At 71.1% G+C, this 21,783-nt stretch carries 19 protein-coding genes; 9 read left to right on the top strand and 10 right to left on the bottom strand.

Features of this window, described 5'->3' with window-relative positions; all coding sequences use genetic code 11:
• Positions 1-23 precede the first annotated feature (23 nt).
• Complete coding sequence (locus KXR53_RS29465; RefSeq protein ID WP_437378970.1) at positions 24-1,172, top strand: adenylate/guanylate cyclase domain-containing protein; 1,149 nt, start codon at positions 24-26, stop codon at positions 1,170-1,172.
• Here KXR53_RS29465 and htpG read toward each other — a convergent pair whose 3' ends face one another.
• From htpG to KXR53_RS29430, 7 genes are all read right to left on the bottom strand, one after another.
• Positions 1,173-3,041: a molecular chaperone HtpG gene (gene htpG, locus KXR53_RS29460; RefSeq protein ID WP_437378968.1), complete on the bottom strand. Its 1,869-nt coding sequence runs from the start codon at positions 3,039-3,041 to the stop codon at positions 1,173-1,175. It lies immediately after the preceding gene.
• A gap of 146 nt (positions 3,042-3,187) precedes the next feature.
• The gene (locus KXR53_RS29455) at positions 3,188-4,546 is read right to left on the bottom strand and encodes a cytochrome P450 (RefSeq protein WP_437378966.1); all 1,359 of its coding nucleotides are present in this window, start codon (positions 4,544-4,546) and stop codon (positions 3,188-3,190) included.
• Between the two features lie 4 nt (positions 4,547-4,550).
• The gene (locus KXR53_RS29450; RefSeq protein ID WP_437378963.1) at positions 4,551-5,495 is read right to left on the bottom strand and encodes a DUF6999 family protein; all 945 of its coding nucleotides are present in this window, start codon (positions 5,493-5,495) and stop codon (positions 4,551-4,553) included.
• Positions 5,492-7,348, bottom strand: a complete 1,857-nt coding sequence (locus KXR53_RS29445; protein ID WP_437378961.1) for a 3-oxoacyl-[acyl-carrier-protein] synthase III C-terminal domain-containing protein — start codon at positions 7,346-7,348, stop codon at positions 5,492-5,494. Before KXR53_RS29445 ends, KXR53_RS29450 begins: the two co-directional genes overlap by 4 nt.
• A gap of 323 nt (positions 7,349-7,671) precedes the next feature.
• Positions 7,672-7,998 carry a hypothetical protein gene (locus tag KXR53_RS29440; protein WP_437378959.1) on the bottom strand — a complete coding sequence of 109 codons (327 nt, stop codon included), beginning with the start codon at positions 7,996-7,998 and terminating at the stop codon, positions 7,672-7,674.
• 35 nt (positions 7,999-8,033) lie between these two features.
• Positions 8,034-9,578, bottom strand: a complete 1,545-nt coding sequence (locus KXR53_RS29435) for a hypothetical protein (protein WP_437378957.1) — start codon at positions 9,576-9,578, stop codon at positions 8,034-8,036.
• 37 nt (positions 9,579-9,615) lie between these two features.
• A complete protein-coding gene (locus KXR53_RS29430) occupies positions 9,616-11,178 on the bottom strand; it encodes a hypothetical protein (protein ID WP_437378955.1) in 1,563 nt (520 codons plus the stop codon).
• Positions 11,179-11,303: 125 nt separating this feature from the next.
• On the opposite strand from KXR53_RS29430, the gene KXR53_RS29425 reads away from it, so the two are divergent.
• From KXR53_RS29425 to KXR53_RS29395, 7 genes are all read left to right on the top strand, one after another.
• Positions 11,304-13,793: a helicase-related protein gene (locus KXR53_RS29425; protein ID WP_437378953.1), complete on the top strand. Its 2,490-nt coding sequence runs from the start codon at positions 11,304-11,306 to the stop codon at positions 13,791-13,793.
• Positions 13,786-14,148: an RNA-binding S4 domain-containing protein gene (locus tag KXR53_RS29420; protein ID WP_437378951.1), complete on the top strand. Its 363-nt coding sequence runs from the start codon at positions 13,786-13,788 to the stop codon at positions 14,146-14,148. The genes KXR53_RS29425 and KXR53_RS29420 overlap by 8 nt, the downstream gene beginning before the upstream one ends.
• 9 nt (positions 14,149-14,157) lie before the next feature.
• Positions 14,158-14,631, top strand: a complete 474-nt coding sequence (locus KXR53_RS29415; protein ID WP_437378948.1) for a TerB family tellurite resistance protein — start codon at positions 14,158-14,160, stop codon at positions 14,629-14,631.
• Between the two features lie 7 nt (positions 14,632-14,638).
• Entirely contained in the window at positions 14,639-14,980 is a 342-nt protein-coding gene (gene fdxA, locus KXR53_RS29410; RefSeq protein ID WP_437378946.1) for a ferredoxin FdxA, read from the top strand.
• Between the two features lie 274 nt (positions 14,981-15,254).
• Positions 15,255-15,755, top strand: a complete 501-nt coding sequence (locus KXR53_RS29405; RefSeq protein WP_026869126.1) for a CarD family transcriptional regulator — start codon at positions 15,255-15,257, stop codon at positions 15,753-15,755.
• A 132-nt stretch (positions 15,756-15,887) separates the two neighbouring features.
• The gene (locus KXR53_RS29400) at positions 15,888-16,691 is read left to right on the top strand and encodes a hypothetical protein (protein WP_437378943.1); all 804 of its coding nucleotides are present in this window, start codon (positions 15,888-15,890) and stop codon (positions 16,689-16,691) included.
• Positions 16,692-16,848: 157 nt separating this feature from the next.
• Positions 16,849-17,736 (top strand): RNA polymerase factor sigma-32, encoded by an 888-nt coding sequence (locus KXR53_RS29395; RefSeq protein ID WP_437378941.1) that lies wholly within the window; start codon positions 16,849-16,851, stop codon positions 17,734-17,736.
• Between the two features lie 115 nt (positions 17,737-17,851).
• On the opposite strand, the gene KXR53_RS29390 is transcribed toward KXR53_RS29395, so the two are convergent.
• Together KXR53_RS29390 and KXR53_RS29385 are read right to left on the bottom strand one after the other, a co-directional pair.
• Positions 17,852-19,183, bottom strand: a complete 1,332-nt coding sequence (locus KXR53_RS29390; protein ID WP_437378939.1) for a M48 family metalloprotease — start codon at positions 19,181-19,183, stop codon at positions 17,852-17,854.
• A 1-nt stretch (position 19,184) separates the two neighbouring features.
• The gene (locus KXR53_RS29385; protein WP_437378937.1) at positions 19,185-20,039 is read right to left on the bottom strand and encodes a thermonuclease family protein; all 855 of its coding nucleotides are present in this window, start codon (positions 20,037-20,039) and stop codon (positions 19,185-19,187) included.
• On the opposite strand from KXR53_RS29385, the gene pip reads away from it, so the two are divergent.
• Entirely contained in the window at positions 20,038-20,988 is a 951-nt protein-coding gene (gene pip / locus KXR53_RS29380) for a prolyl aminopeptidase (protein WP_437378935.1), read from the top strand. The two genes, KXR53_RS29385 and pip, sit on opposite strands and share 2 nt — an antisense overlap.
• Here pip and KXR53_RS29375 read toward each other — a convergent pair.
• Positions 20,985-21,710 carry a HugZ family protein gene (locus KXR53_RS29375; RefSeq protein ID WP_437378932.1) on the bottom strand — a complete coding sequence of 242 codons (726 nt, stop codon included), beginning with the start codon at positions 21,708-21,710 and terminating at the stop codon, positions 20,985-20,987. The two genes, pip and KXR53_RS29375, sit on opposite strands and share 4 nt — an antisense overlap.
• Between the last annotated feature and the right edge of the window lie 73 nt (positions 21,711-21,783).

Raw genomic sequence — 21,783 nt, 5'->3', positions numbered from 1 at the left:
GCGCCGGGCCCGACGAGGATGCGATGACGGTAGCGGAGGGCGGCAGGGAGGTCGCGGATTGGCTCGTCGCCGAGGGCCGGCTGCTGATCGACCCGGTCGCGCTGGTCGATGCGTTCTGCCGCCGCCTGATCGCCGCCGGCCTGCCGCTGCAGCGCGTGCGGATCGGCCAGAGCATCGCCCATCCGCTGCTGAGCGCCTGGGGCGTGGTGTGGACCGCGGCCGGGGGCGGCGAGGAATACACCATCGACCGCAAGGTGCTGGCGACCAGCACCTTCGTCGGCAGCCCGTTCGAGGCGGTGATCCGCAGCCGTCAGCCGCTGCGTCGCCGCCTGGCGGGGCTGGGCCCGGACGACCATCACGTGTTCCATGAGATCGCCGCCGGCGGCGGCACCGACTATGTCGCCGTGCCGATCGTCTACGGCAACGGGACGGTGCAGGTGGCCAGCTTCGTCACCGATCGGCCCGACGGCTTCACCGCGAACGAGGTAGCGCTGATCGAAGAGCTGCGCCACCCGTTGGCGGCGGCGATGGAGCCGAACGCCATGCGCCGTTCCGCCGCCAGCCTGCTGCGCACCTATCTCGGCGTCGGCCCGGCCGACCGGGTGGCGGAAGGGGCGATCCGCCGCGGCGACGTCGTCGCCGTCGATGCGGCGATCCTGTTCGTCGACATGCGCGGCTTCACCGCCCTGTCCGAGCGCCTGACTTCGGCCGCCGTGCTGGCGGTGCTGGACCGCTATTTCGAGACCGTCGCCCAGGCGATCGTCGACCGCGGCGGCGACGTGCTGAAATTCCTCGGCGACGGCGTGCTGGCGATCTTTCCGGTCGAGCAGGCCGGCGGCGCGCCGGCCGCCTGCGAGGCGGCGGTGGGCGCGGTGCGGGCGATCCGCCGAGGGCTGGCTGCCGGGCCTGAGCCCCTGCCCTTCGCCGCGGCGCTGCATCTCGGCCCGGTGCTGTACGGCAACATCGGCAGCCCCGACCGGCTGGACTTCACCGTGCTCGGCCCGGCGGTCAACCTGACCAGCCGGCTCGAAGGCCTGGCCAAGCAGCTCGACCGGCCGACGGTGTGCTCCCAGCCGTTCCGGGAGGCCTGGGGCGGGGCCGCCGAGCCGCTCGGGGCGCACCCGATCCGCGGCCTGGCGGCGCCGCAGCCGATCTTCGCGATCCAGGCCTGATCAGGCGGCGAGGCCGCGGACCAGCGCCTCGGACAGGCGGCGCGAGAAGGCGGCCGGGTCGGGCAGCGGCTCGCCCTCGACGATCCTTGCCTGGTCCAGCAGCAAGAAGGCGCAGTCCTCCAGCCCCGCATCCTTGGCCGCGGCGCGCTCCGCCAGCCGGCGGATCAGCGGATGGCCGGGGTTGATCTCCAGGATCCGCTTCGAGCCGGCATCGACCCGCCGGTGCTGCTTCAGGAGCCGCTCCAGATGCAGGTCGGTGTCGCCCTCGTCGGCGACCAGGCAGACGGCGCTGTCGGTCAGCCGCTGCGAGGCGCGGACATCCTTGACCTGGTCGGCCAGCGCCAGCTTCAGCGCCGCCACCAGCTCGTCCAGCCCCTCGGCCTTCTCCTCCGGCTTCGGCGCCTCGGCCGGGGCCTCGATCTTCGACAGGTCGGCACCGCCGCGGGTGACCGACTTGAACGGCTTGCCCTGGAACTCGCCGAGCGACGGCACCGCGAATTCGTCGACCGGATCGGTCAGCAGCAGCACCTCGACATCGCGGGCGCGGAAGCCCTCGAGCTGGGGCGAACGGGCCAGCGCCGCCGCGTCGTCGCCGGTGATGTACCAGATCGCGTCCTGGCCCGGCCGCATCCGGCCGACATACTCCTCGAGGCTGACCAGGGCGTCGCCCTTGGTGGAGCGGAAGCGCAGCAGCGGCAGCAGGGCATCGCGCTGCTCGCGGTCCTCGTACACCCCCTCCTTCAGCACCGCGCCGAAGGCGGTCCAGAACTTGCCGTAGGCTTCCGCGTCGTCCTTGGCCTTGCGGCCGAGCTCGGCCAGCACCTTCTTGGTCACGCCCTGCCGGATCTTGCCGACCATCGGGTTCGACTGCAGCATCTCGCGGCTGACATTGAGCGGCAGGTCCTCGCTGTCGATCACGCCGCGCAGGAAGCGCAGATAGGGCGGGATCAGCCCCTCCGCCGCCTCGGTCACGAACACCCGGCGGACATAGAGCTTGACCCGGTGCTTGCGCTCCGGCTCCCACAGGTCGAAGGGCTGGCTCGACGGCACGAACAGCAGCGAGGTGTACTCGATCGCCCCTTCCGCCTTCCAATGCGCGGTCAGCCACGGCTCGTCGAAGGCGTGGGCGACGTGGTGATAGAACTCCTTGTACTCATCCGCCGTGATCTCAGCCTTGGGCCGGGTCCACAGCGCCGAGGCGCGGTTCAGCGTCTCGGTCTTGCCGTCCTCGCCCGCCAGCACGATCGGGATGGCGATGTGGTCGGAATGCGCCTTGACGATCTGGCGCAGGCGCAGCGGCGACAGGAACTCGTCTTCGCCCTCCGCCAGGTGCAGCACGATGCGGGTGCCGCGGGCGACGTCCTCGGCCTGGCCGACGGTGAAGCTGCCCTTGCCGTCGGAGACCCAGCGCCAGCCCTGCTCCTCGCCGGCCTTGCGCGAGAACACCTCGACCTCGCGCGCGACCATGAAGGCGGAGTAGAAGCCGACGCCGAACTGGCCGATCAGCCCGACATCCTTCTTGGCGTCGCCCGACAGCGTCTCGATGAAGGCGCGGGTGCCGGAGCGGGCGATGGTGCCGAGATTGCCGACCAGCTCCTCCCGCCCCATGCCGATGCCGTTGTCGGCGACGGTCAGGGTGCGCGCCTCGCAGTCGACCGAAAGGGTGATGCGGTAGTCGGCGTCGCCGGCCGAGAGCTCGGGTGCGGTGATCGCGGCGTAGCGCAGCCGGTCGCAGGCGTCCGACGCATTCGAGATCAGCTCGCGGAGGAACACCTCCTTCTGGCTGTAGAGGGAATGCGCGACGATATCGAGAAGGCGGCTGACTTCGGCCTGGAAGGTCAGGGTTTCGTCGGTCTTCTGCTGGTCCATCTCGGGGTCCGGGGTGCTTCTTCGTGGCTGCCGCCGGATATGGGCAAATCGGCCGCAGCCCGCAACCCCCGCCCCGGACACGCCTCTCCTGCGCCCGCGGGCGCCGTCACTTCGGCATCAGTGCGGCGAGGTTCGGGCGCAAGCCGTCAGTGGCGCTGGTCGCGCGGTGTGATATGGATCGTCACCGGCGTCCCCGGACGCAGGGTGACCCGGCCCAGGGGCTCCGGCGCGGGACCGGCCGGCTGCAGCCTGAAGTCCCGCGTGATCAAGGCGACGAGCACCGTCATCTCGGCCAGGGCGAGGCCCCGTCCGGGGCAGGCGCGCGGCCCGTGGCCGAACGGGAAGTAGACGCCGCGCGGCCGCTGGGCGGTGGCGGCCTCGGCAAATCGTTCGGGATCGAACCGATCCGGGTCCGGCCAGTGGCGCGGGCTGCGATGGGTGACCCAGGCGGCGATGTTGATGGTGGTGCCGCGGCGGATCCGGCGAGGCCGTCCGTCGCCGGGAACCTCCAGCGGCTGCAGTGTCCTGCGGCCGACGATCCATCCCGGCGGATAGAGGCGCAGAACCTCGTGGATCACGCGGTTGGTCAGACCGAGGGCGGACAGCTGATCGGGCCCCGGCAGGGGGCCGCCGGTCACCGTCAGGAGCTCATCACGGATCGCATCGGCGAGGTCCGGGCGGTGCGCCAATTCCCACACTGCCCAGGCCATGCCGTTCGCCGTGGTCTCGTAGCCGGCGAAGAACAGCGTCGTGATCTCCGCCCGGATGCGGGCGTCGTCGAGCCCGGCTTCGGCGCCGGCGGCGAGCAGCCGGCCGGGCAGGTCGTCATGTGGGGTCGGGTCGGCGCGGCGGCGGGCGAGGGCGTCGTCCAGCGCACCCCTCAGCGCCCGGTGCGCGCGCTGGAAGTCGGGGCCGAGCCGATCCGGCCACCAGCGCGGCAGCCCCAGCAGCGTCTTGAACCGGGCCCGCCCCGCCGTCTCCTGCAGGATCGGGATCAGATCGCCCAGCCGGGCGAGGATGTCGGAGAAATCCGGATCGAAGAACAGCGCCAGCAGGATCTCCCGCGTGGCCCGGCTGAGATCGGGGACGGCGTCGCGCACCCCGTCCCCGCCACAGGCAGCCGCGCGCCAGCGCGCGCCGAGGTCCTCGGCCGCCTGCACGATCGCCTCGTGCCGTGCGGCGATGCGCGAGGGGTGGAACATCGGCTGGACCACGATGCGGCTGCGGCGCCAGTCCTGGCCTTCGGTCGACAGCAGCCCGTCGCCCAGGGCCGGGCCGATCGTCCGCTGCACCCACAGCGCCTTGCCGGTCGCGTCCTCGTCGGCCGTCAGGATCGCGCGGATCGCCTCCGGCTCGTTGGCCAGCAGGTAGCGCCAGCCCAGCACCGCCTGCTCGGTCCAGGCCGCGGCGTAGGACTCCGCCGGGATGCCATGGAGGCCGTTGCGGCGCGCGGCGAGAGCATGGCGGAGCGATGCGAACAGGCCTTGCCGCACGGTCGATGTCATGCGGTCAGCCATCCATCCTGGCGCGGGTGCCCGGGATCGTCGCCCCGGTCGCCTGGGCGCGCTTGAGCTGGCGGAGATAGCCGTGCAGCTGCTCGGTCACCAAGCCGTGCAGCATCAGCCGGAATCCCGCCTTCAGCGTCGATTCCGGGATCAGCGGGTGGCGGTTCAGCATGAAGGCCAGGTTGTACGGATTGCCGAGGATCCGGGCGACATAGATGCCGATGATTTCGTCCAGCTGCAGCGAGTTGCTGGCGCGCCAGAAGTCGCGGTCGCTGAGGAGCAGCTGATAGATCGGCGTATAGGCCTCGACCGCGCTGTGCACGTCGATGCCGTTGTCGGTGCCGTCCAGCACGGGGTCGATCGGCATCGGCCCGTCCGTGATCGGCGACAGGTCGAGCCGCTCCGGCGGCGTCAGCTCGCGCCCGGTGGCGGCGAGATAGGCGTTCAGCTCGAGGATGAACCTGTAGATGTTGATGTCATGGCGCAGGAACACATCCGGCATCAGCTGGCCGACATTGGCCGGGCGCAGCGGTCTGGTCGTGGGCGTGAAGCCGGGCACGTTGGCGGCGATGAAGGCCAGGATCTCCGACCCCAGGTGGAAGTGGCGGAGGACCAGGAAGTTGGCGTCGCGGCGCACGAAGCGGCGCAGGCCCCAGACCAGGATGCGATGCAGCAGCACCGGCCGCGCCAGCGTGCTGGGAAGGGCCAGCCGGATCAGGGTATTGATGACGACGAAGGTGCGGGCGACGGGGCGCAGGATCGGCAGAACCGCCCGGCGCGACCAGGACCGCATGTTGCGGACCAGGGCCGCCTTCGCCTCGGGATCGATCCACAGTGCCTGATCGACGTAGAGCGTGGTCCAGGGGTCCGGGTCGTCCGGCGGCGATCGGGCCGGATCGAAATCCGCCGGCCAGGAGCCCGCTCCGGCAGTGGGCGGCTGCACGCTCATCGGTTGCCCAGCTCCTCCAGCTGAAGCCGGTACAACCGCGCGGTCACCTTGGCGCAGGCGACGATGCCGTCGATCTGCGCCTCGGACAGGTTCAGCTGCTCCAACAGCGACCACAGCTTGGCAATGTGGCCTTCATCTTCCGCCGCATGGTGGCGCAGGAACCGCACCTGGTCGTCCCGCAGGCCCAGCTGCTCCTGGATCGCGGTGCCCCAGCGCCCGGCGATGCGCTCCCCCAGCCCCTCGATGATCACCATGGCGCCCAGGAGGTCGATCGGATTGGGTTCGCTCGCCTTCTGGAACATCCATGCGGACAGGGCCTCCGACCCGATGTTCTTGCGGCCTCGGCGGATGTCGTCGAGCGACCCGCCGACCGCCACGTAATCCTCCTCCAGCAGGCGGAAATCGTTCTGCTCCGCCCCGGAATGGCCGATGAACAAGGGGCGTATCGCCACCAGCTCGGGCCCGATCGACGACGCGGCGCGGGCGATCCACCGTGCCCCTTCGACGACCTGCTGGCGCAGGTCGAACAGGAATTGCCGGTAGTCGCCGAGGGTCAGGCGACCGTGCCGCAACCGGGCGACGACCGGGACCGAGTCGAGATCGCTTTCGAAGGCCGCCCAGACCGCGGCCAGGCGTTGCCGCAGCCGCAGGACCACGTCGGAGGTGGTCGCGGGAGAGTCCGGCGCCGGGGCTTCGGCCGGCCTCGTCGTGGAAGGGCCCGGCTGCGCCGGGACCTCCCGATCCGGCCCGACCACGGTCAGATGGGCGTAGGCGGCGATGAAGCGGCCGCTTTCCGGGACCATCAGGACGATGCGCTGGCCCGGCTCCAGCGGCTGCGTCCGCACCAGCTCCTCCAGCATGATGTAGATCGAGGCGGCGCCGGTATTGCCGCAGGTGGCCAGGTTGGAGAACAGCTTCGCCGGGTCGAGCGGCCGGCCGGCCGCCTCCAGCCCCGCCAGCATCTTGCTGCGGAAGGCGGCGGAGGAGATGTGGCACAGGGCATAGTCGATCCGGTCGGGGTCGATCCGGCCGGCATCGATCAGCGCGAAATAGCGCGCGATGCACATCGGCACGATGGCGTCGAGCCGCTTGAGATCCTGGCGCAGGCGGAAGGCGCCGTCGTCGACCGCCGCCTGCAGCGTCGGATAGGTGGCCCAGGCGGCCAGCCCGTCCTCGGCGCCGGGTGACGGGCGGGCTCCGCCGACCATGCAGGTGTCGTGATGCCCGGCGTGGGACACGACGTCGATCCAGTCGAGGCTCAGGCTGACCCCAAGACGGGCCGGCCGCGCCTCCAGCAGCACGGCCCCGGCGCCGTCGGAGAGCATCCAGCGCAGGAATTCGGCATCGAGGTCGAAACGTCCGGAGTCGAAGAAGCCGGCGCGGAAGAAGCGGCTGGCGAATTCCGACGCCACAGCCAGGGCGTTGGGCCGGCCGTCGGCGACGATGGCGTGATGCGCGGCCTGCAGCGCCATCATGCCGCTGGCGCAGAAGGATTGCAGGCTGGCCAGCCCGAGGGGAGGCAGGCCGAGCCGGCCATGCACCATGCTGGCAAAGCCGGGCGCCAGGACATCGCCGCCGGAGGTGCCCGCGGCCAGGAAGGCAAGGTCCCCCGGCGGCAGCCCCGCATTCTCCAAGGCGGCCCGAGCCGCCTCCGCCGCCATCCCGGCGTTGCTGAAGCGGAAGGCGCCGGTGCGGTCGAGGGAGTAATGGCGGCGCTCGATCCCGTTATGGGCCAGCGCCTCCTCCTGCAGGCGACGCTGACGCGGCGACAGGGGACCGAACAGCGCCTCGAGTTCGGCATTGCCGACGGGCTCGCCGGGAAGGAAGCGGCCGAAACCTGTGAGAAAGCTCATGAAGGGCAGATCCAATTCAGCCGATGAGGGCCGTGGCCGACGCGCCAGGCTCCGGTCCTGGTCCGAAGACCGACCCGGCGGCGCTCATGAGCAGACATCAGCTTTGCGGCCGAAAGGCGCCGACCATGCGGCGGCCGGCGCCCGGCCACCCCGATCGGGTCACAAGAGGAAAGACGTTCATGTAAACACGTTGCAGTTATGAACGCCGATTATCGATTTATGGATGCAGAATATCAATCACGGCCTGGTCCGCGTCGGGCGGAGCCATGGCGGCGACTTCCTGGGCCCAGGACCTCTCGAGTTGGCGGCCACGGCACGGGTGCTCACGCGGGTGAGCAGGGATATTTCGCCTTCAGCCGCGGGACCAGCACCTGAGCAACGCTCCTATCGCCGATCTCCCGGCGCGGCATCTTCAGGAGATCGGCGATGACCTCCTTATATGCATACGGCGGCGGACAGATGGCGCCCGAGCCGGCCAGCCCCTGAACGAAGCCCTCCGTGAAAGCGGCGCAGCCAAGGCTGGAGTTCGCGTCGTTCCTGGTGGAGCACATCGCAAAGAGCGGCCCCGCTTTCAGTTCCTCGGCACCGGAAGAGGGCGTCAAGGCGAGAAGGGCCGCAATGCTCGGCAGGATCAGGATTTTCACCGTCATCGCCTTTCGTTTCAGGGAACGGTGACGTCTCGCGGCTACTGCTTCGGCGCGATCGCGGCCAGGTCGGTGCCGTTGACCAGGATCTTGCCGGCGTCGTCGACGACGATGTCGTAGTCGCGCGCCGGGCGGCCGTCATCGGTCGTGGCCTGGCGCCCCATCACCTGCGCCATGGTCAGGCCGGCCGCGGCCTGGGCGCCATCCGGCAGCCCCTGCACGAACTTGATCAGCCCGTCGAGATTGGTGATGCGGAGGTCGAGATCGGCGGTCACGCCATGCGCCGCCGCGTCGGCGCCCTGCACCAAGCCGCCAAGATCGATCGCCGCTTCGGGCGCGGTGATGCGGAAGGCGGTGACGTCGAGCCGGCTGCCGGCGCGGCGCAGGATGCCGGCCAGCTCCATCATCGACTGGGCCATGCGCTGCTCCGCCTCGGCCGGCTTGTCCATCTGCTCGGTCGAGGCCTCCATCATCGCCATGTAGGCCGTCCCGACCTCCGCCCAGGGAATGCCGCTGGCGTTCAGCCGGATGGTGGCATCGGTCGGGATCCATTCGACGAAGGGCGGCTTCGGCGCCAGCGCCAGCCCGGCCATCTCGATCTCCACCGCACCGGTGCCCTTCGGGCCGGGTGCGCCGTCATAGCCTTCCGAGAAACGCACCCGGTCGATCGTCACCTGCACGTCCGGCGCCTTCACCCGCAGATCGGTGAAGGTGCCGGCGAACTCGCCGGCGCTGCCGTAGGACTCCATCATGCGCTTCATGGGGTCCATCAGCTTCTTCATCATCTCGGGCGGCATGGCGTCGGCCGGCTCCGGGCCGCCCGGCGCCCCGTCGGATCCGGCCATCGACTCGATCATCTCGGCATAGACGTCGAACACCTCGCCGGTGCTGGCGATGACCTGCCGCACATCCATGCCCTTCATGGTGGCGTCATAGGCGGCGTGACCCAGTGTGAAACGCTCGACCCCGGTCTCGTCGAAGGCGCTGAGGCCGTTGGCCTCCATCTTGAAGGCGACGTTGTGGCGGGACGGGTCGGCGGCCGGATCGATCCGGCTGGACCCGGAGACGCGGTCGATCGTGACCTTGCCGGCCTCACCCTCCTGACCGATGGCGACGGCGTCGACCCGCATCTCGCTTTCGGTGAACAGCTTCTGGTCGAGATCGAGCACGAGACGGGCCTGGAGCGCCCGGCTGGTCAGCGTGACCCTGGGCTCGCCCTCTGGCTCGGCGACGCAGTTCATCGGCTGGCTGCTCTCCAGCCGCCAGGTGGCGCCGCCGGTCGAAACGGCGTTGTAGGTCTGCGCATCACAGCGCAGCGCCACCGACTTCGGCCCCTTCTCCTGCGACCCCTTCAGCTTCAGGTCGATGCCTGGGAATTCCACCGTATAGCCGGCGCCGGCCGGCTCGACCGTGACCGGTCCGGTGAACAGCGGCTGCTGCTGAACCTGGATACCCAGGATCGGCTTCAGCATCTCGTTCAACCCGTCGCGCAGTGCCGCCGCGCCGTCCGGGGTCGACTGGGCCAGGGCGCCGCCGGCGAGCCAGAGCGGGGCAGAGCCCAGAAGGATGCAGATCGACCGTGTCATGCTTGCCTCCCCAATGCGAGTTCGCCGGTCCGGTCCGTCATTTCATGCCGAGCAGCGGCTTGAGGTCGGTCCCGTTCAGGAGGATCTCGCCAGTGTCCTTGATCTCGAGCTTGTAGGTGCGGGCCGGCTTGCCGTCGACCGTCTCCTGAGCGCCCATGGTCTGCAGCACGGTCAGCCCCTGCACCATCTCCTGCCCGTCTGGCGCGGCCTTGGCGGCCTCCAGCGCCTGCTCGAGGCCGGTGACCACCAGCCGGGCGTCGCCGGTCATCATCAGCGGCGCCTTCGGGTTCGGCCGCAGCGTGCCGGTCAGGTCGAGGCTGGTCAGCGGCGACGCCGCCTTGAACGAGCGGATCTCGACCGCCCCATTGCTGTTCAGCACCGCCTGCTGCAGCTGCGCGCCGGCGATCTCCGCCGCCTGGTCGGGGCCGAGCGTGGCCGAGGCGTCGAGCATGCCGGTCAGCGCCTGCAGCATCGCCTGGTTCGGCAGGTTGGTCAGCGCCAGATCGACGGTCGCGCTGTGCGGGATGAACTGGCCGAACTGCGGCAGCGGGTCGACGCCGAGCTGGGCCAGGTCGAAGGTGATGCGGAAGGTCGAGGCGTCCTGGGCCAGGCCGGCGATGCCGGCGCCGAAGCCGGCGGAGGCGACCGTCACCTTGCTGACCTCGCCGTCACCCGGCGTGACCTCGAGCCCCTTCAGCCCGTAGGTGAAGCCGAAATCGTCGAACAGCTTCGGGGTGGCGCCGAACACCTTGCCGAGCTCGGCCAGGAACTCCTTCGGCATCTGCCCGTCGGGCAGGGGCGGGTGGCGCTTCTGCAGCTCCGTCAGCGTGTCGCTGAAGGCGCGCAGCGCCGCCATGTTGGCCGCGGTCGCCTTGCCCTCGACCGTGGCGCCGTCGAAGTGGAAGAGCTGCGCCCCGGCATCGTCGGTGAAGGCGATGTCGGACAGCGTCACCGTGCCGGTGCTGTCATAGATGTCGCGGCCGACCTCGTGGCTGTCGCCGACGAGCGCAACCTCGCCGATCCGGAACGCACCCTTCGCCTCGTCCGGGTTCAGCGAATGGGCGGTGACCTGGCCCAGCTTACCGTCCAGCGACATGAAGGCGTGGTATTGCGGGGCGAAGACGCCGCGCAGCGACTGTGTCCCGATCGTCACCTCCAGCCCCTTGTCGTCGCCCTTGGCCGGGACGAGGCGATAGGCGGAGGGAATGGTCGCGACGGTGTCCAGCCAGCCATTGGCCAGCGGCGTCAGCCTCAGCTCGATCGGGTCGAGAGCCAATGTCGTCGTGTTCGTGGGCTCCGTCACCACCCCCCCGGACTCGGGAGGCTTCTCCTGATAGGTGGCGTGTTGGGCAGTGGTCGTGAACACGACTTCCGACCTGGGGATCACGGCCTTGTAGGAATTGCCCTGCGGCTCGACCGTGATCGGCCCCTGGAAGTTGACCACCACCGACTTGTCCGGCGTGGTCAGGTGGCTGGCGATCCAGTCCTTGAGGCCGAGCCGGATCTTCTCGGCGCCGTCCGCCGTCGCCTGCGCCTGAGCGGCGCCCGGCAGCAGGATCCAGGCGGCGACGCCGGCGGCGAACAGGGAAAGCGAACGCATCTCGATATTCTCCGTCTATCCGGGCGGAGGCCCTGGCACATGCCGGCTGCGACCAAAACGGCCGCCCGCGCCGCCGGCCGGGCGGCAGTCTTGCATTAGCGGCTTGCAGCGTTCAATTGTCGGTTATGGACCTCGCAGGTGATCGCCCGCGCCTCACGGCCGTTCTCGGCCCGACCAACACCGGAAAGACCCATCTCGCCATCGAACGCATGCTCGGCCATGCGAGCGGCATGATCGGCTTCCCGCTCCGCCTGCTCGCCCGCGAGAACTACGATCGGATCGTGGCGATCAAGGGACGGGCCCATGTCGCTTTGGTGACGGGCGAGGAGAAGATCGTGCCGCCCGGCGCCCGCTGGTTCCTGTGCACGGTCGAGAGCATGCCGCTGGACCGCCCGGTCGCCTTCCTCGGCATCGACGAGATCCAGCTCTGCGCCGACCCGGAGCGCGGCCACGTCTTCACCGACCGGCTGCTGCACGCCCGCGGCGGCGCCGAAACGATGGTCATGGGGGCGGAGACGATCCGCCCACTGATCCGCAAGCTGGTGCCGGAGGCGGAATTCGTGACCCGCCCGCGCTTCTCCGAGCTGACCCACACCGGCAAGCGCAAGCTGACGCGGCTGCCGCCGCGCAGCGCCATCGTCGTGTTCTCGGCCAATGACGTCTACGAGATCGCCGAGCTGATGCGCCGCCAGCGCGGCGGCACCGCGGTGGTGCTGGGCGCGCTGTCCCCGCGCACCCGCAACGCCCAGGTCGGCCTGTACCAGTCGGGCGAGGTCGATTACCTGGTGGCGACCGACGCCATCGGCATGGGGCTGAACATGGATATCGACCATGTCGCCTTCGCCCGGCTGACCAAGTTCGACGGCCGCTTCCCGCGCCGGCTGCACGCGACCGAGATCGCCCAGATCGCCGGCCGCGCCGGGCGGCACATGGCCAACGGCACCTTCGGCACCACCGACGAGGCCGGCACGCTGGACGAGGAGCTGGTCGACCGGGTCGAGAACCACCGCTTCGACCCGCTGCAGTCGGTTATGTGGCGCAGTTCCGACCTCGACTTCCGCAGCCCCTTGGGCCTGCTGCGCAGCCTGGAGCGGCGGCCGCACCGGCCGGAGCTGCGGCGGATGGCCGAGGCGGACGACCAGCTCTCGCTCGGCCTCCTCATGCGCGACACGGAGCTGATGGGTCGCGCCGCCAACCCGGCGGCGGTGCGCCTGCTGTGGGAGGTCTGCCAGATCCCGGACTTCCGGAAGGTGCTGTCCGACGCCCATGTCCGCATGCAGGGCCAGATCTTCCGCCAGCTGACCGGGCCGGACGAAAGGCTGGACACCGACTGGGTGGCGGGCCAGGTGGCCCGGCTGGACCGGACCGAGGGCGACATCGACGCGCTGGTTGCCCGCATCGCCCATATCCGGACCTGGACCTACGTCGCCCATCGCGGCACCTGGATCGCCGATTCGGCGCATTGGCAGGACCGCACCCGCGCGGTCGAGGACCGTCTGTCCGACGCGCTGCACGAGCGCCTGACCCAGCGCTTCGTCGACCGCCGCACCGCGCTCCTGGTCCGCTCGATGAAGGCGGGCGGGGAGCTGCTGGCCGCCGTCAACGCGCGGAGCGAGGTGCTGGTCGAGGGCGAGCATGTCGGCAGCATCGAGGGCTTCGCCTTCTTGCCCGACGCCACCATCGAGGATGACGATCTGCGGGCGATCCGCAGCGCCGCGCGGCGGGCGCTGAAGGACGAGGTGGCGGCCCGCGTCGCCCGGCTGGAGGCCGCGCCCGACGCCGATTTCGCCCTGGCCGCCGACGGCGTCGTGTCCTGGCGCGGCGTCGGCATCGGCCGCGTCGCCGCCGGCCCGTCGCCGCTGGCCCCCGCGGTCAGGGTGCGCGACACCGACCTCTTGGACGGCGCGGCCCGCGACCGGGTGACGGCGCGGCTGACGCGTTTCCTGGCCGATCATGTCGCGCAGGAGCTGCGGCCGCTGCTGCGGCTGCGCGACGCGGCGCTGAGCGGCGCTGCGCGCGGCATCGCCTTCCAGCTGGTCGAGGGGCTGGGGATCCAGCCGCGACGCGCGCTGGAGGGGCTGGTCCACGCCCTGACCGCGGCCGACCGCAGGCAGCTCGCCGGCTTCGGCGTGCGCTTCGGGCCGAGCCATGTCTATCTGGCGCCGATGCTGAAGCCGCGGCCGACCGCGCTGCGCGTGCTGCTGGGCGCCGTCGCGAACGGCCGCAAGCTGCCGGCCGCCCTGCCCGCGCCGGCCCGGATCTCGGTGCCGGCGGAGGCGGGCCAGGACGCCGCGGCGCTGGACCTTGCGGGCTTCGTCCCCTGCGGCCCGCGGCGCATCCGGCTCGACCGCATCGACGCGCTGCGCGACGCCGCCGAATCGCGCCGCCGCCGTGGCGGGCTGACCGCCGATCCGGCGCTGGCGCCGATCGTCGGCTGCACCGTCGCCGAAATCCCGGCTATCCTGCAGGCGGCCGGGTATCGGCCGACCCAGGACGACGAGGGACGCGTGACCTATGTTCCGGTGAGGACCAAGCGACCCCAGGCGCCGCGGCGCGCAACGGTGGCGGCCGACAGCCCCTTCGCCAAGCTCGCCCAGCTCCACCGCAATGGCTGACCGGGATACCGAGCGGCCGCGGCTGGACAAGTGGCTGTGGCAGGCGCGCTTCTTCAAGACCCGCAGCCTGGCGGCGAAGCTGTGCGCCTCGGGCGGCGTCCGCATCGACGGCGTGCCGACCCAGAAGGCCCATGCGACGATCCGCCCCGGCCAGGTGCTGACCTTCATCCAGGGCCGGCACATCCGCGTCATCGAGGTGCTGGCCCTGGCCGAGCGCCGCGGCCCGGCCAGCGAGGCGCAGCTGCTGTACCGCGACCTGCAGCCGCCGACGCCGGAGACGGCGCTGCCCGTGGCAGGCCCCCGGCCGACGGGACGGGACCGCCGGTCCCTTCCGCCGAAGGGGGGCAGCGACTAGATCTAGGCGATGTTGAACCACATTCTCGACTGGGCCCGCGGCGACGCCCGGCCCGCCCCGGACGACGCGACGCTGCGCCGCGCCGTCGCCGCGCTGCTGATGGAGGCGGCGCGAGTCGACGATTCGCTGGACGAGCCGGAGCGCGAGCGGATCCAGACGCTGCTGACCTGGCGCTTCCGGCTCGGCCCCTTCGAGTCGGCGCAGCTGGAGGCCGAGGCTGAGCGCGACAGCGACGGCGCCGTCTCCTGGCACGCCCTGACCCACACCATCCGCGCGCATTGCGACGAGCCGGCGCGCATCCGCATTGTGGAAATGCTGTGGGATGTGATCCTCGCGGATGGTAAGGTCGACGATCTCGAAGCCAATCTGATGCGGCGAGTCGCAGCGCTTCTATTCGTCTCGGACGCGGATAGCGGCGCTGCCCGCCGCCGCGTGCTTGCCCGCAACGGCGCCGCGGCGGCCGTCGAAGGAGATCCGGAGTAAATCAAGTATGGCCTATGTGGTGGGTGAAGCTTGCATCAAGTGCAAGTACACGGATTGCGTCGAAGTGTGCCCCGTGGACTGCTTCTACGAGGGCGAAAACATGCTGGTCATCCACCCGGACGAGTGTATCGACTGCGGCGTGTGTGAGCCGGAGTGCCCGGCCGAGGCGATCAAGCCGGACACCGAGGCCGAGGCTGCGGAGAAGTGGGGCGAGCTGAACCGCGAATACTCCGCGATCTGGCCGAACATCACCCGCAAGAAGGATGCGCCGGCCGACGCCGACTCCTGGAAGGACGTGGCGAACAAATTCGCCGAGCATTTCAGCCCGAATCCGGGCGAAGGCAATTAACGATTCGCCGAGTCCGCCGGCCTGCATTGCAAAAAAAGCGTCATAACGGGGCGGACTCGGCCTTCATATCGGAAGCGCAACGTATTATAATCTTTGTCCATTCCCGGTGCTGACGACCACATTCCGATCCCGCACTACAGGGTCGGAATCGACTTCTGCGTCCTCGTTTCGGTGCGGAGGTCGAGGCGGTCACGGCGCGGCGAAGCGCGGGGCGGCGGCCGTTGGCGGCCACCGCCGCTGGGTCCGACCACAGAGGGTGACTCCATTGGCAGACATGGCTCAGGAACTTGAGTACGACGTCGGTGACTACGTCGTGTATCCGGCGCACGGCGTTGGCCGCATCGAGGCGCTCGAAACGCACAGCATCAGCGGCATGACCGTGCAGCTCTATGCGATCAGCTTCGAGAAGGAGCGGATGACGCTCAAGGTTCCTGTCGCCAAGGCGAAGAAGTCGGGCCTGCGCAAGCTGTCGTCGAAGGACCGGATCAAGACTGCGCTGGAGACCCTGACCGGACGCAGCCGCGTGCGCCGCACCATGTGGAGCCGCCGGGCCCAGGAATACGAGGCCAAGATCAATTCCGGCGACCCGGTGTCGATCGCCGAGGTGGTGCGCGACCTGCACCGCGCCACCGACCAGCCGGAGCAGTCCTACAGCGAGCGCCAGATCTACCAGGCGGCGCTGGAGCGCCTAGCGCGGGAGCTGGCCGCGGTCGAGAAGATCGACGAGGTCAAGGCGACCCAGAAGCTGGAGCAGGTGCTGAAGAAGGCGGCCTGAGCCCCTTCTTCCCACCGAAAACAGGCGGCCTTCGGGCCGCCTTTTTCATGGCCGGTGATTGAGGCTGGCTTCACCGCACCGAGCCGCTAAACTGCGGCGGCAGATGACCAGTTCCTCTTTCCCCGTCCCCGCGTGACCCGCGATTCCGAGAGATTCGCCCGGCTCGGCCGCCCGAAGCGGATCTGGGCCGTCGGCGCCGTGCATGGCGAGGTCGACCGCCTGGCCGTGCTGCACGACCATGTCGCGGCCCGGTTCCAGCCCGGCGACCGGCTGATCTATCTCGGCAACCTGATCGGCCGGTCCGACCGGCTGCATGCCCTGGTCGGCGAGGTGCTGTCGATGCGGCGGGCCCTGATCGCCCGCCCCGGCGTGCTGGCCGAGGACGTCGTCTTCCTGCGCGGGGCGCAGGAGGAGATGTGGCAGAAGATGCTGCAGCTGCAATTCGCGCCGAACCCGCAGGACGTGCTGCGCTGGATGCTGGCGCAGGGGGGCGACGGCACGCTGCGCGCCTATGGCGGCCGGCCCGAGGAGGGTCTGGCCGCGGCGCGCGAGGGCGCCGTCCGGCTGACCCGCTGGACCAATGGGCTGCGCGAGGCGATCCGCGCCGCCCCCGGCCACAACGCGCTCTACGCCGCGCTGCGCCGGGCCGCCTACACCGAAGATGACGGCATCCTGTTCGTCAGCGCCGGGATCGACCCGAGCCGACCGCTGGCCGCCCAAGGCGACGCCTTCTGGTGGTCCGCCCCCGGCTTCGCCGCGCTGCAGGAGCCCTACGCCGGCTTCCGCCGCCTGATCCGCGGCTATGACCCGACGGGCGGCGGGCTGCGGCTCGACGGGCCGGCGGTGACGCTCGATTCCGGCTGCGGCCGCGGCGGCCGCCTCGCCGCCGGGCTGTTCGACCCCGACGGGACGCTGGTCGAGATCGTCGAGGCCTGACCGACTCCTCCCCCCTGTAACCGACCGTCCCGTTCCGGCGAATTCCTCACTAGGGACGAACCCCCGCCGGCGAGGGAACGTCGTCATGCGGGAGGGTGTTCGTCTATCGAGGTCGCGGGATGGACCGCGGCGTCGTTCGGCCGAAGAGGGGGCGTCCATGCCGCATCTCGACGATCCCGAGACCCAGCGCGCCAACCTGAAGTTCATCAAGGCGTCGATGAATGAGCCGCTGCTGTCGCGCGAGACCGAGTTCGAGCTCGCCCGGCGCTGGCGCGAAGACCATGACGAGCCGGCTCTGCACGCCCTGGTCCGGGCCTATACCCGCCTGGTCATCGCCACCGCCTCGCGCTTCCGCAACTACGGCCTGCCGATCGGCGACCTGGTGCAGGAGGGCAATGTCGGGCTGATGCAGGCCGCCGCCCGGTTCGAGCACGACCGCGAGGTGCGGTTCTCGACCTATGCCGCGTGGTGGATCCGCTCGGCGATGCAGGACTATGTGCTGCGCAACTGGTCGATCGTGCGCACCGGCACCACCGCGGCGCAGAAATCGCTGTTCTTCAACCTGCGGCGGCTGCGCGCCAAGATCGAGAGCGCCGATGGCCAGTCCGGCATGACCCAGGCCGGCCGCGCCTGGATCGCCAGCGAGCTCAGGGTCGACATCGCCGATGTCGAGGCGATGGAGATGCGCCTGGCCGCCGCCGACCAGTCGCTGAACGCCCCGATCTCGGAGGATGGCGAGGACGACTGGCAGGGCCTCTTGGCCGACCCCCGCCCCTCGCCCGAGGAGGTGGTGATCGGCCTGCGCGACAACGTCACCCGCTCGCGTTGGCTGGCCGAGGCGATCGGCGCCCTGAGCCCGCGCGAGCAGACCATCATCCGCCAGCGCCGCCTGCGCGACAGCGGTGCGACGCTGGAGGAGCTGGGCCGCCAGCTCGGCGTCAGCAAGGAGCGGGTGCGCCAGCTCGAGCACCGGGCGCTGACCAAGCTGCGCGCCTCGATCTCCCGCCGCGTGGCCGAACCCGAGGAGCTGTTCCTGGAGGAGTAGCGGGGGCCGCTTTCATATCGTCATCGCGAGGAGCGTAGCGACGTGGCGATCCAGTGGCACCGCCCCTGGATTGCTTCGTCGGCTTCGCCTCCTCGCAATGATGGATCTGGTGGCGTCACTCCACGATCAGCTTCACTTTCATCCCCGGCGTCGGCGCCTCCCCGGCGACGTCGTTCAGCAGCCGGAACTGCGCCTCAGCCGCCTCGACCCGCATGCGCCCCACCATCGCCGACACGGTATCGCCCGGCTGCACCGTGACGACGGCGAGGCGGCGGGGCCGCACCGCGGCGGCTTCGGCCGCGCCGATCCGGCGGAAGCTCTCGACCGCGCCGCGGACCACCGGGGTGGCCGGGCTGCCGGCCCGGGTCAGCACAGTGAAGCGCTCGCGCCGCTCCGGCGAGGTCTCGATCGCGACCAGCAGCGCCTCCCACCGGCCGGAGGCGATCGCCAGCCCGGCGACGCCCCAGGCCGCGGGGAAGCCGCCGAGATCGCCGGCGCCGACGCCCTGCAGGCCGCCCGCCCGCTTGCCCCAGACCCGCTCCAGGAACAGCCGCGCCGGCAGCGCCCGCGGCTGCGATAGCCGGTCGAACAGGATCACCGAATCATCCGGCCCGATCCCCATCACCCGCTGGCGCTGGCGCAGCAGGGCGACGCCAAGTGGCGCGTCCCAGCGGAAGCGGGCCGCAGGGTCGATCACGGCCTGGCCGCGGATCGGGATCTGGCCCCTCCCCTCGCCCCAGGGCAGGCCGTCGATGGCGGCGAGCCAGGCCTCCTCCCCGGCCTCGCCGGGCGGCAGCGCCGCGGCACGGGCGCGGGCCGCCGCCAGCCGCTCCGCCGTCTCCGGATGGTCGCCGCCGCTGATCGCCGCCGTGGCCAGCTCCGGCCGGCCGGACAGGGAGGCGGCGAGGCCTTGAGCGGCGCCGAGCCGGGCCAGGAAGGCGGGTGCCGCCGAAGGATCGAAGCCGGCCCGGGCCAGGGCCTCGATACCGATCCGATCGGCCTCCTGCTCTTGCGCCCGGTCGAACTCGGCCTCGGCCTGGACTTCCGCCAGGCCGGCGACCGCCGGATCGACCGGCGGCCGCGCCGCGCGTAGCCTGGCATGGCCGGCGACGACATGGCCGATCTCGTGCGCCAGAACCGAGGCGACCTCGGCCTCGCTGCGCGCCAGGGCCAGGAGGCCGCGATTGACCAGCAGGCGGCCGTCCGGCAGCGCCGCGGCGTTGACCTGGTCGGAATCGAGCAGCTCGACCGCCACTCGCAGCCGGCCGCCGGTCTCGGCATCCACCACCCGCTGGGCGATGCGGGCGACGTGGTCGCGCAGCGCCGGCGCGTCATAGGGGCCGCCGAAGGCTGCGCGGATCGCCTGCGCCTCGTCAGGGACGGCACGGGCCATGCGCGGCAGCAGCGGCGCGGCCGTCAGGCCCAGCAGCAGGTCGCGACGGTTCATCTCAGTCCAGCCTCTCGATCTGCTCCATCCGGCCGAGCACCATACGCGGCCCGCCGGACCAGTCGAGCCAGCCGCGCACACGGACCCGCCGCCCCTGCAGCGTCATGAGATCCTGCCCGGCTTCGGCCAGCCGGCGGACGACCTCCGGCTCCGCCGTCACCGTGAAATCCTGCCGCGGATCGGCGCCGAAGTTGAGATAGGCCCGGCCGCGCACCAGCGCCGCCCGCGACACCCGCCCCTCGACGATCTGGAAGCGGTCGAGATCGCCGCGGCCGAGCACATCCGCCAGCCGCACCGCGAAGGCGGGATCGCCCCACAGCCCGCGGCCGGCGGCCCGGGCCTCGGCTTCCGCCGCCAGCAGCGGGGCCAGCGCCGCCGCGGGGTCGGCCCCGCCGGCGTCGACCCGGGCGAGGCCGCGGCGCAGCAGCTCCGCCTCCAGCGAGAGCCCGTCCCCGCGCCGCAGCCCGGCGGGCACCCGGCCGTGACGGTCCGGCGGGGCCAACCGCACCGGCCGGACCAACTGGTCCTGCAACAGCCCGGCCAGCACCGATCGGGTGATGTCCCGCCAGCGGCCGGCGGGAATGTCGAGCGCGCTCAGCCGCAGCACCGTGCCGTCGGCCAGGGTGACGGTGCGGCCGTCGAGCACGGCCGAGACCGCGACCGCTGGGCCGTCCTCCGGCACGGCCGGCGACTCGGCCCGGGCGCTCGCGGCGCAGAGCAGGAGAAGGGGAAGCAGGGCGCGGCGCATCGGCGCAGCATAGGGCAACTCGTCCGGCATCGCCTCGATCGGCTTTTGGCAATGCGCCAGCAACTCCGTAGAGTGGAAGGGCGAGCCCGAGCCGACAGCGAGACCCATGCCGCGCGACCTGATCTTCCCGACCATCGAGCCCTTCGCCACCGGCCTGCTGCCGGTCGACGACCTGCACAGCATCTACTGGGAACAGTGCGGCCGCCCGGACGGCGTGCCGGTGGTGTTCCTGCACGGCGGTCCGGGCGCCGGCGCCTCGCCCACCCATCGCCGCTTCTTCGACCCCGGCTTCTACCGCATCATCATCTTCGACCAGCGCGGCGCCGGCCGGTCGCGGCCCCTGGGCGAGACCCGGCAGAACACCACCGAGCACCTGGTCGAGGACATGGAGCGGCTGCGCCGCATGCTGGGCATCGACCGCTGGCACGTCTTCGGCGGCTCCTGGGGCTCGACCCTCGCGCTGGCCTACGCCCAGGCGCATCCGCAGCGCTGCCGGTCGCTGACCCTGCGCGGCATCTTCCTGATGCGGCCGGAGGAGATCGACTGGTTCTTCCACGGCATGGGCACCTTCTTTCCGGAGGCGCATCGCAGCTTCGTCGAGTTCCTGCCGCCGGCCGAGCGCGGCGACCTGACCCGCGCGTATCACCGCCGGCTGACCGACCCGGACCCGGCGGTGCACCTGCCCGCGGCCCGGGCCTGGAGCATCTATGAGGGCTCCTGCTCCACCCTGCTGCCGAATCCGGAGATCGTGGCCTCGGCCGGCGAGGACGCGCATGCGCTGGGCCTGGCCCGGATCGAGGCGCATTACTTCCTGAACAACCTGTTCACCCCGCCCGACCGGCTGCTGCGCGAGATCGACCGGTTGCGGCACATCCCCGCCACCATCGTGCAGGGCCGCTACGACACCGTCTGCCCGATCCGGACGGCGGACGAGTTGCACCGCGCCTGGCCCGAGGCGACCTATGTGGTGGTGCCCGACGCCGGCCATTCGGCGATGGAGCCCGGCATCCGCACCGCCCTGGTCGAGACCATGGAGCGGCTGAAAGTCCTGGCCTAATCCGCCAGCCCGCCGCCGCGGGCGTGGCGGACCAGGCGCGCCAGCTCCTTCCGCGCCGACTCGGCATCGGTCACCCGCGCCGCGAAGGCCAGCCGGGCGACGGCGGCGCCGAGGCGCAGATCGGCGCCGTCGGCGTCGATCCCGGTCATCCGCCAGCCGCTGCCGGTCCGGCCGAGCAGCGCCTGGGCATAGAGGTCGACGGCATCGGCGTGGTCCTCGTTCATATGGGCGAGGATGCCGGGCTCGGCCGCGGTCAGCGTCGGCGGCGGGTTGATCAGCAGATCGGTGGCGTCGAGCCGGTGGATGGCGCCGAAGCCGGCGACCATGTGGCCGCGCTCGACCCTTACCCGCCACAGGCTGAAATCCGGGAAGCCGGCATAGGCGGCCGCGTCCGGATGCCGGGCCAGGTAGCGGGCGTGCAGCGCCGGATCGCTCACCGGCTCGGCCCGGCCGGAGACGGTCAGGCGCGGCCCGGTCAGGGGCTGGTCGAACCCGGCGGTGCCGTCGAACAGCAAAGCCGCCCGGGCGTCGCCCTCGAGATTGCCGGTGTGCTCCGCCAGCCGCGAGATCAGCAACAGCGCCTGCCCGGCCGGGTCGGTTGCGACCAGCACGAGCGAGGCATAGGGGGCCCCGTCGGCGTCCAGAGTCGCCAGGGCGGCGCGGTCGAGGCTGCGCAGCAGGATCCGGGCTCGTTCGGCCGGGGCGGGTTCCGATGTCGTCATCGCGCCGCTACCTCGCTGGTTTAATTGGAGATTACCTCCACCGAGTGACATTTTGGCCGCAGATACGCCATAT

Origin of the sequence: Inquilinus limosus (assembly GCF_051487185.1) — a bacterium.
GTDB classification, from domain to species: Bacteria; Pseudomonadota; Alphaproteobacteria; order DSM-16000; family Inquilinaceae; genus Inquilinus; species Inquilinus limosus_F.
The sequence above is the reverse complement of the archived record's forward strand: the minus strand, read 5'-3'. Positions and strand labels throughout refer to the sequence as shown.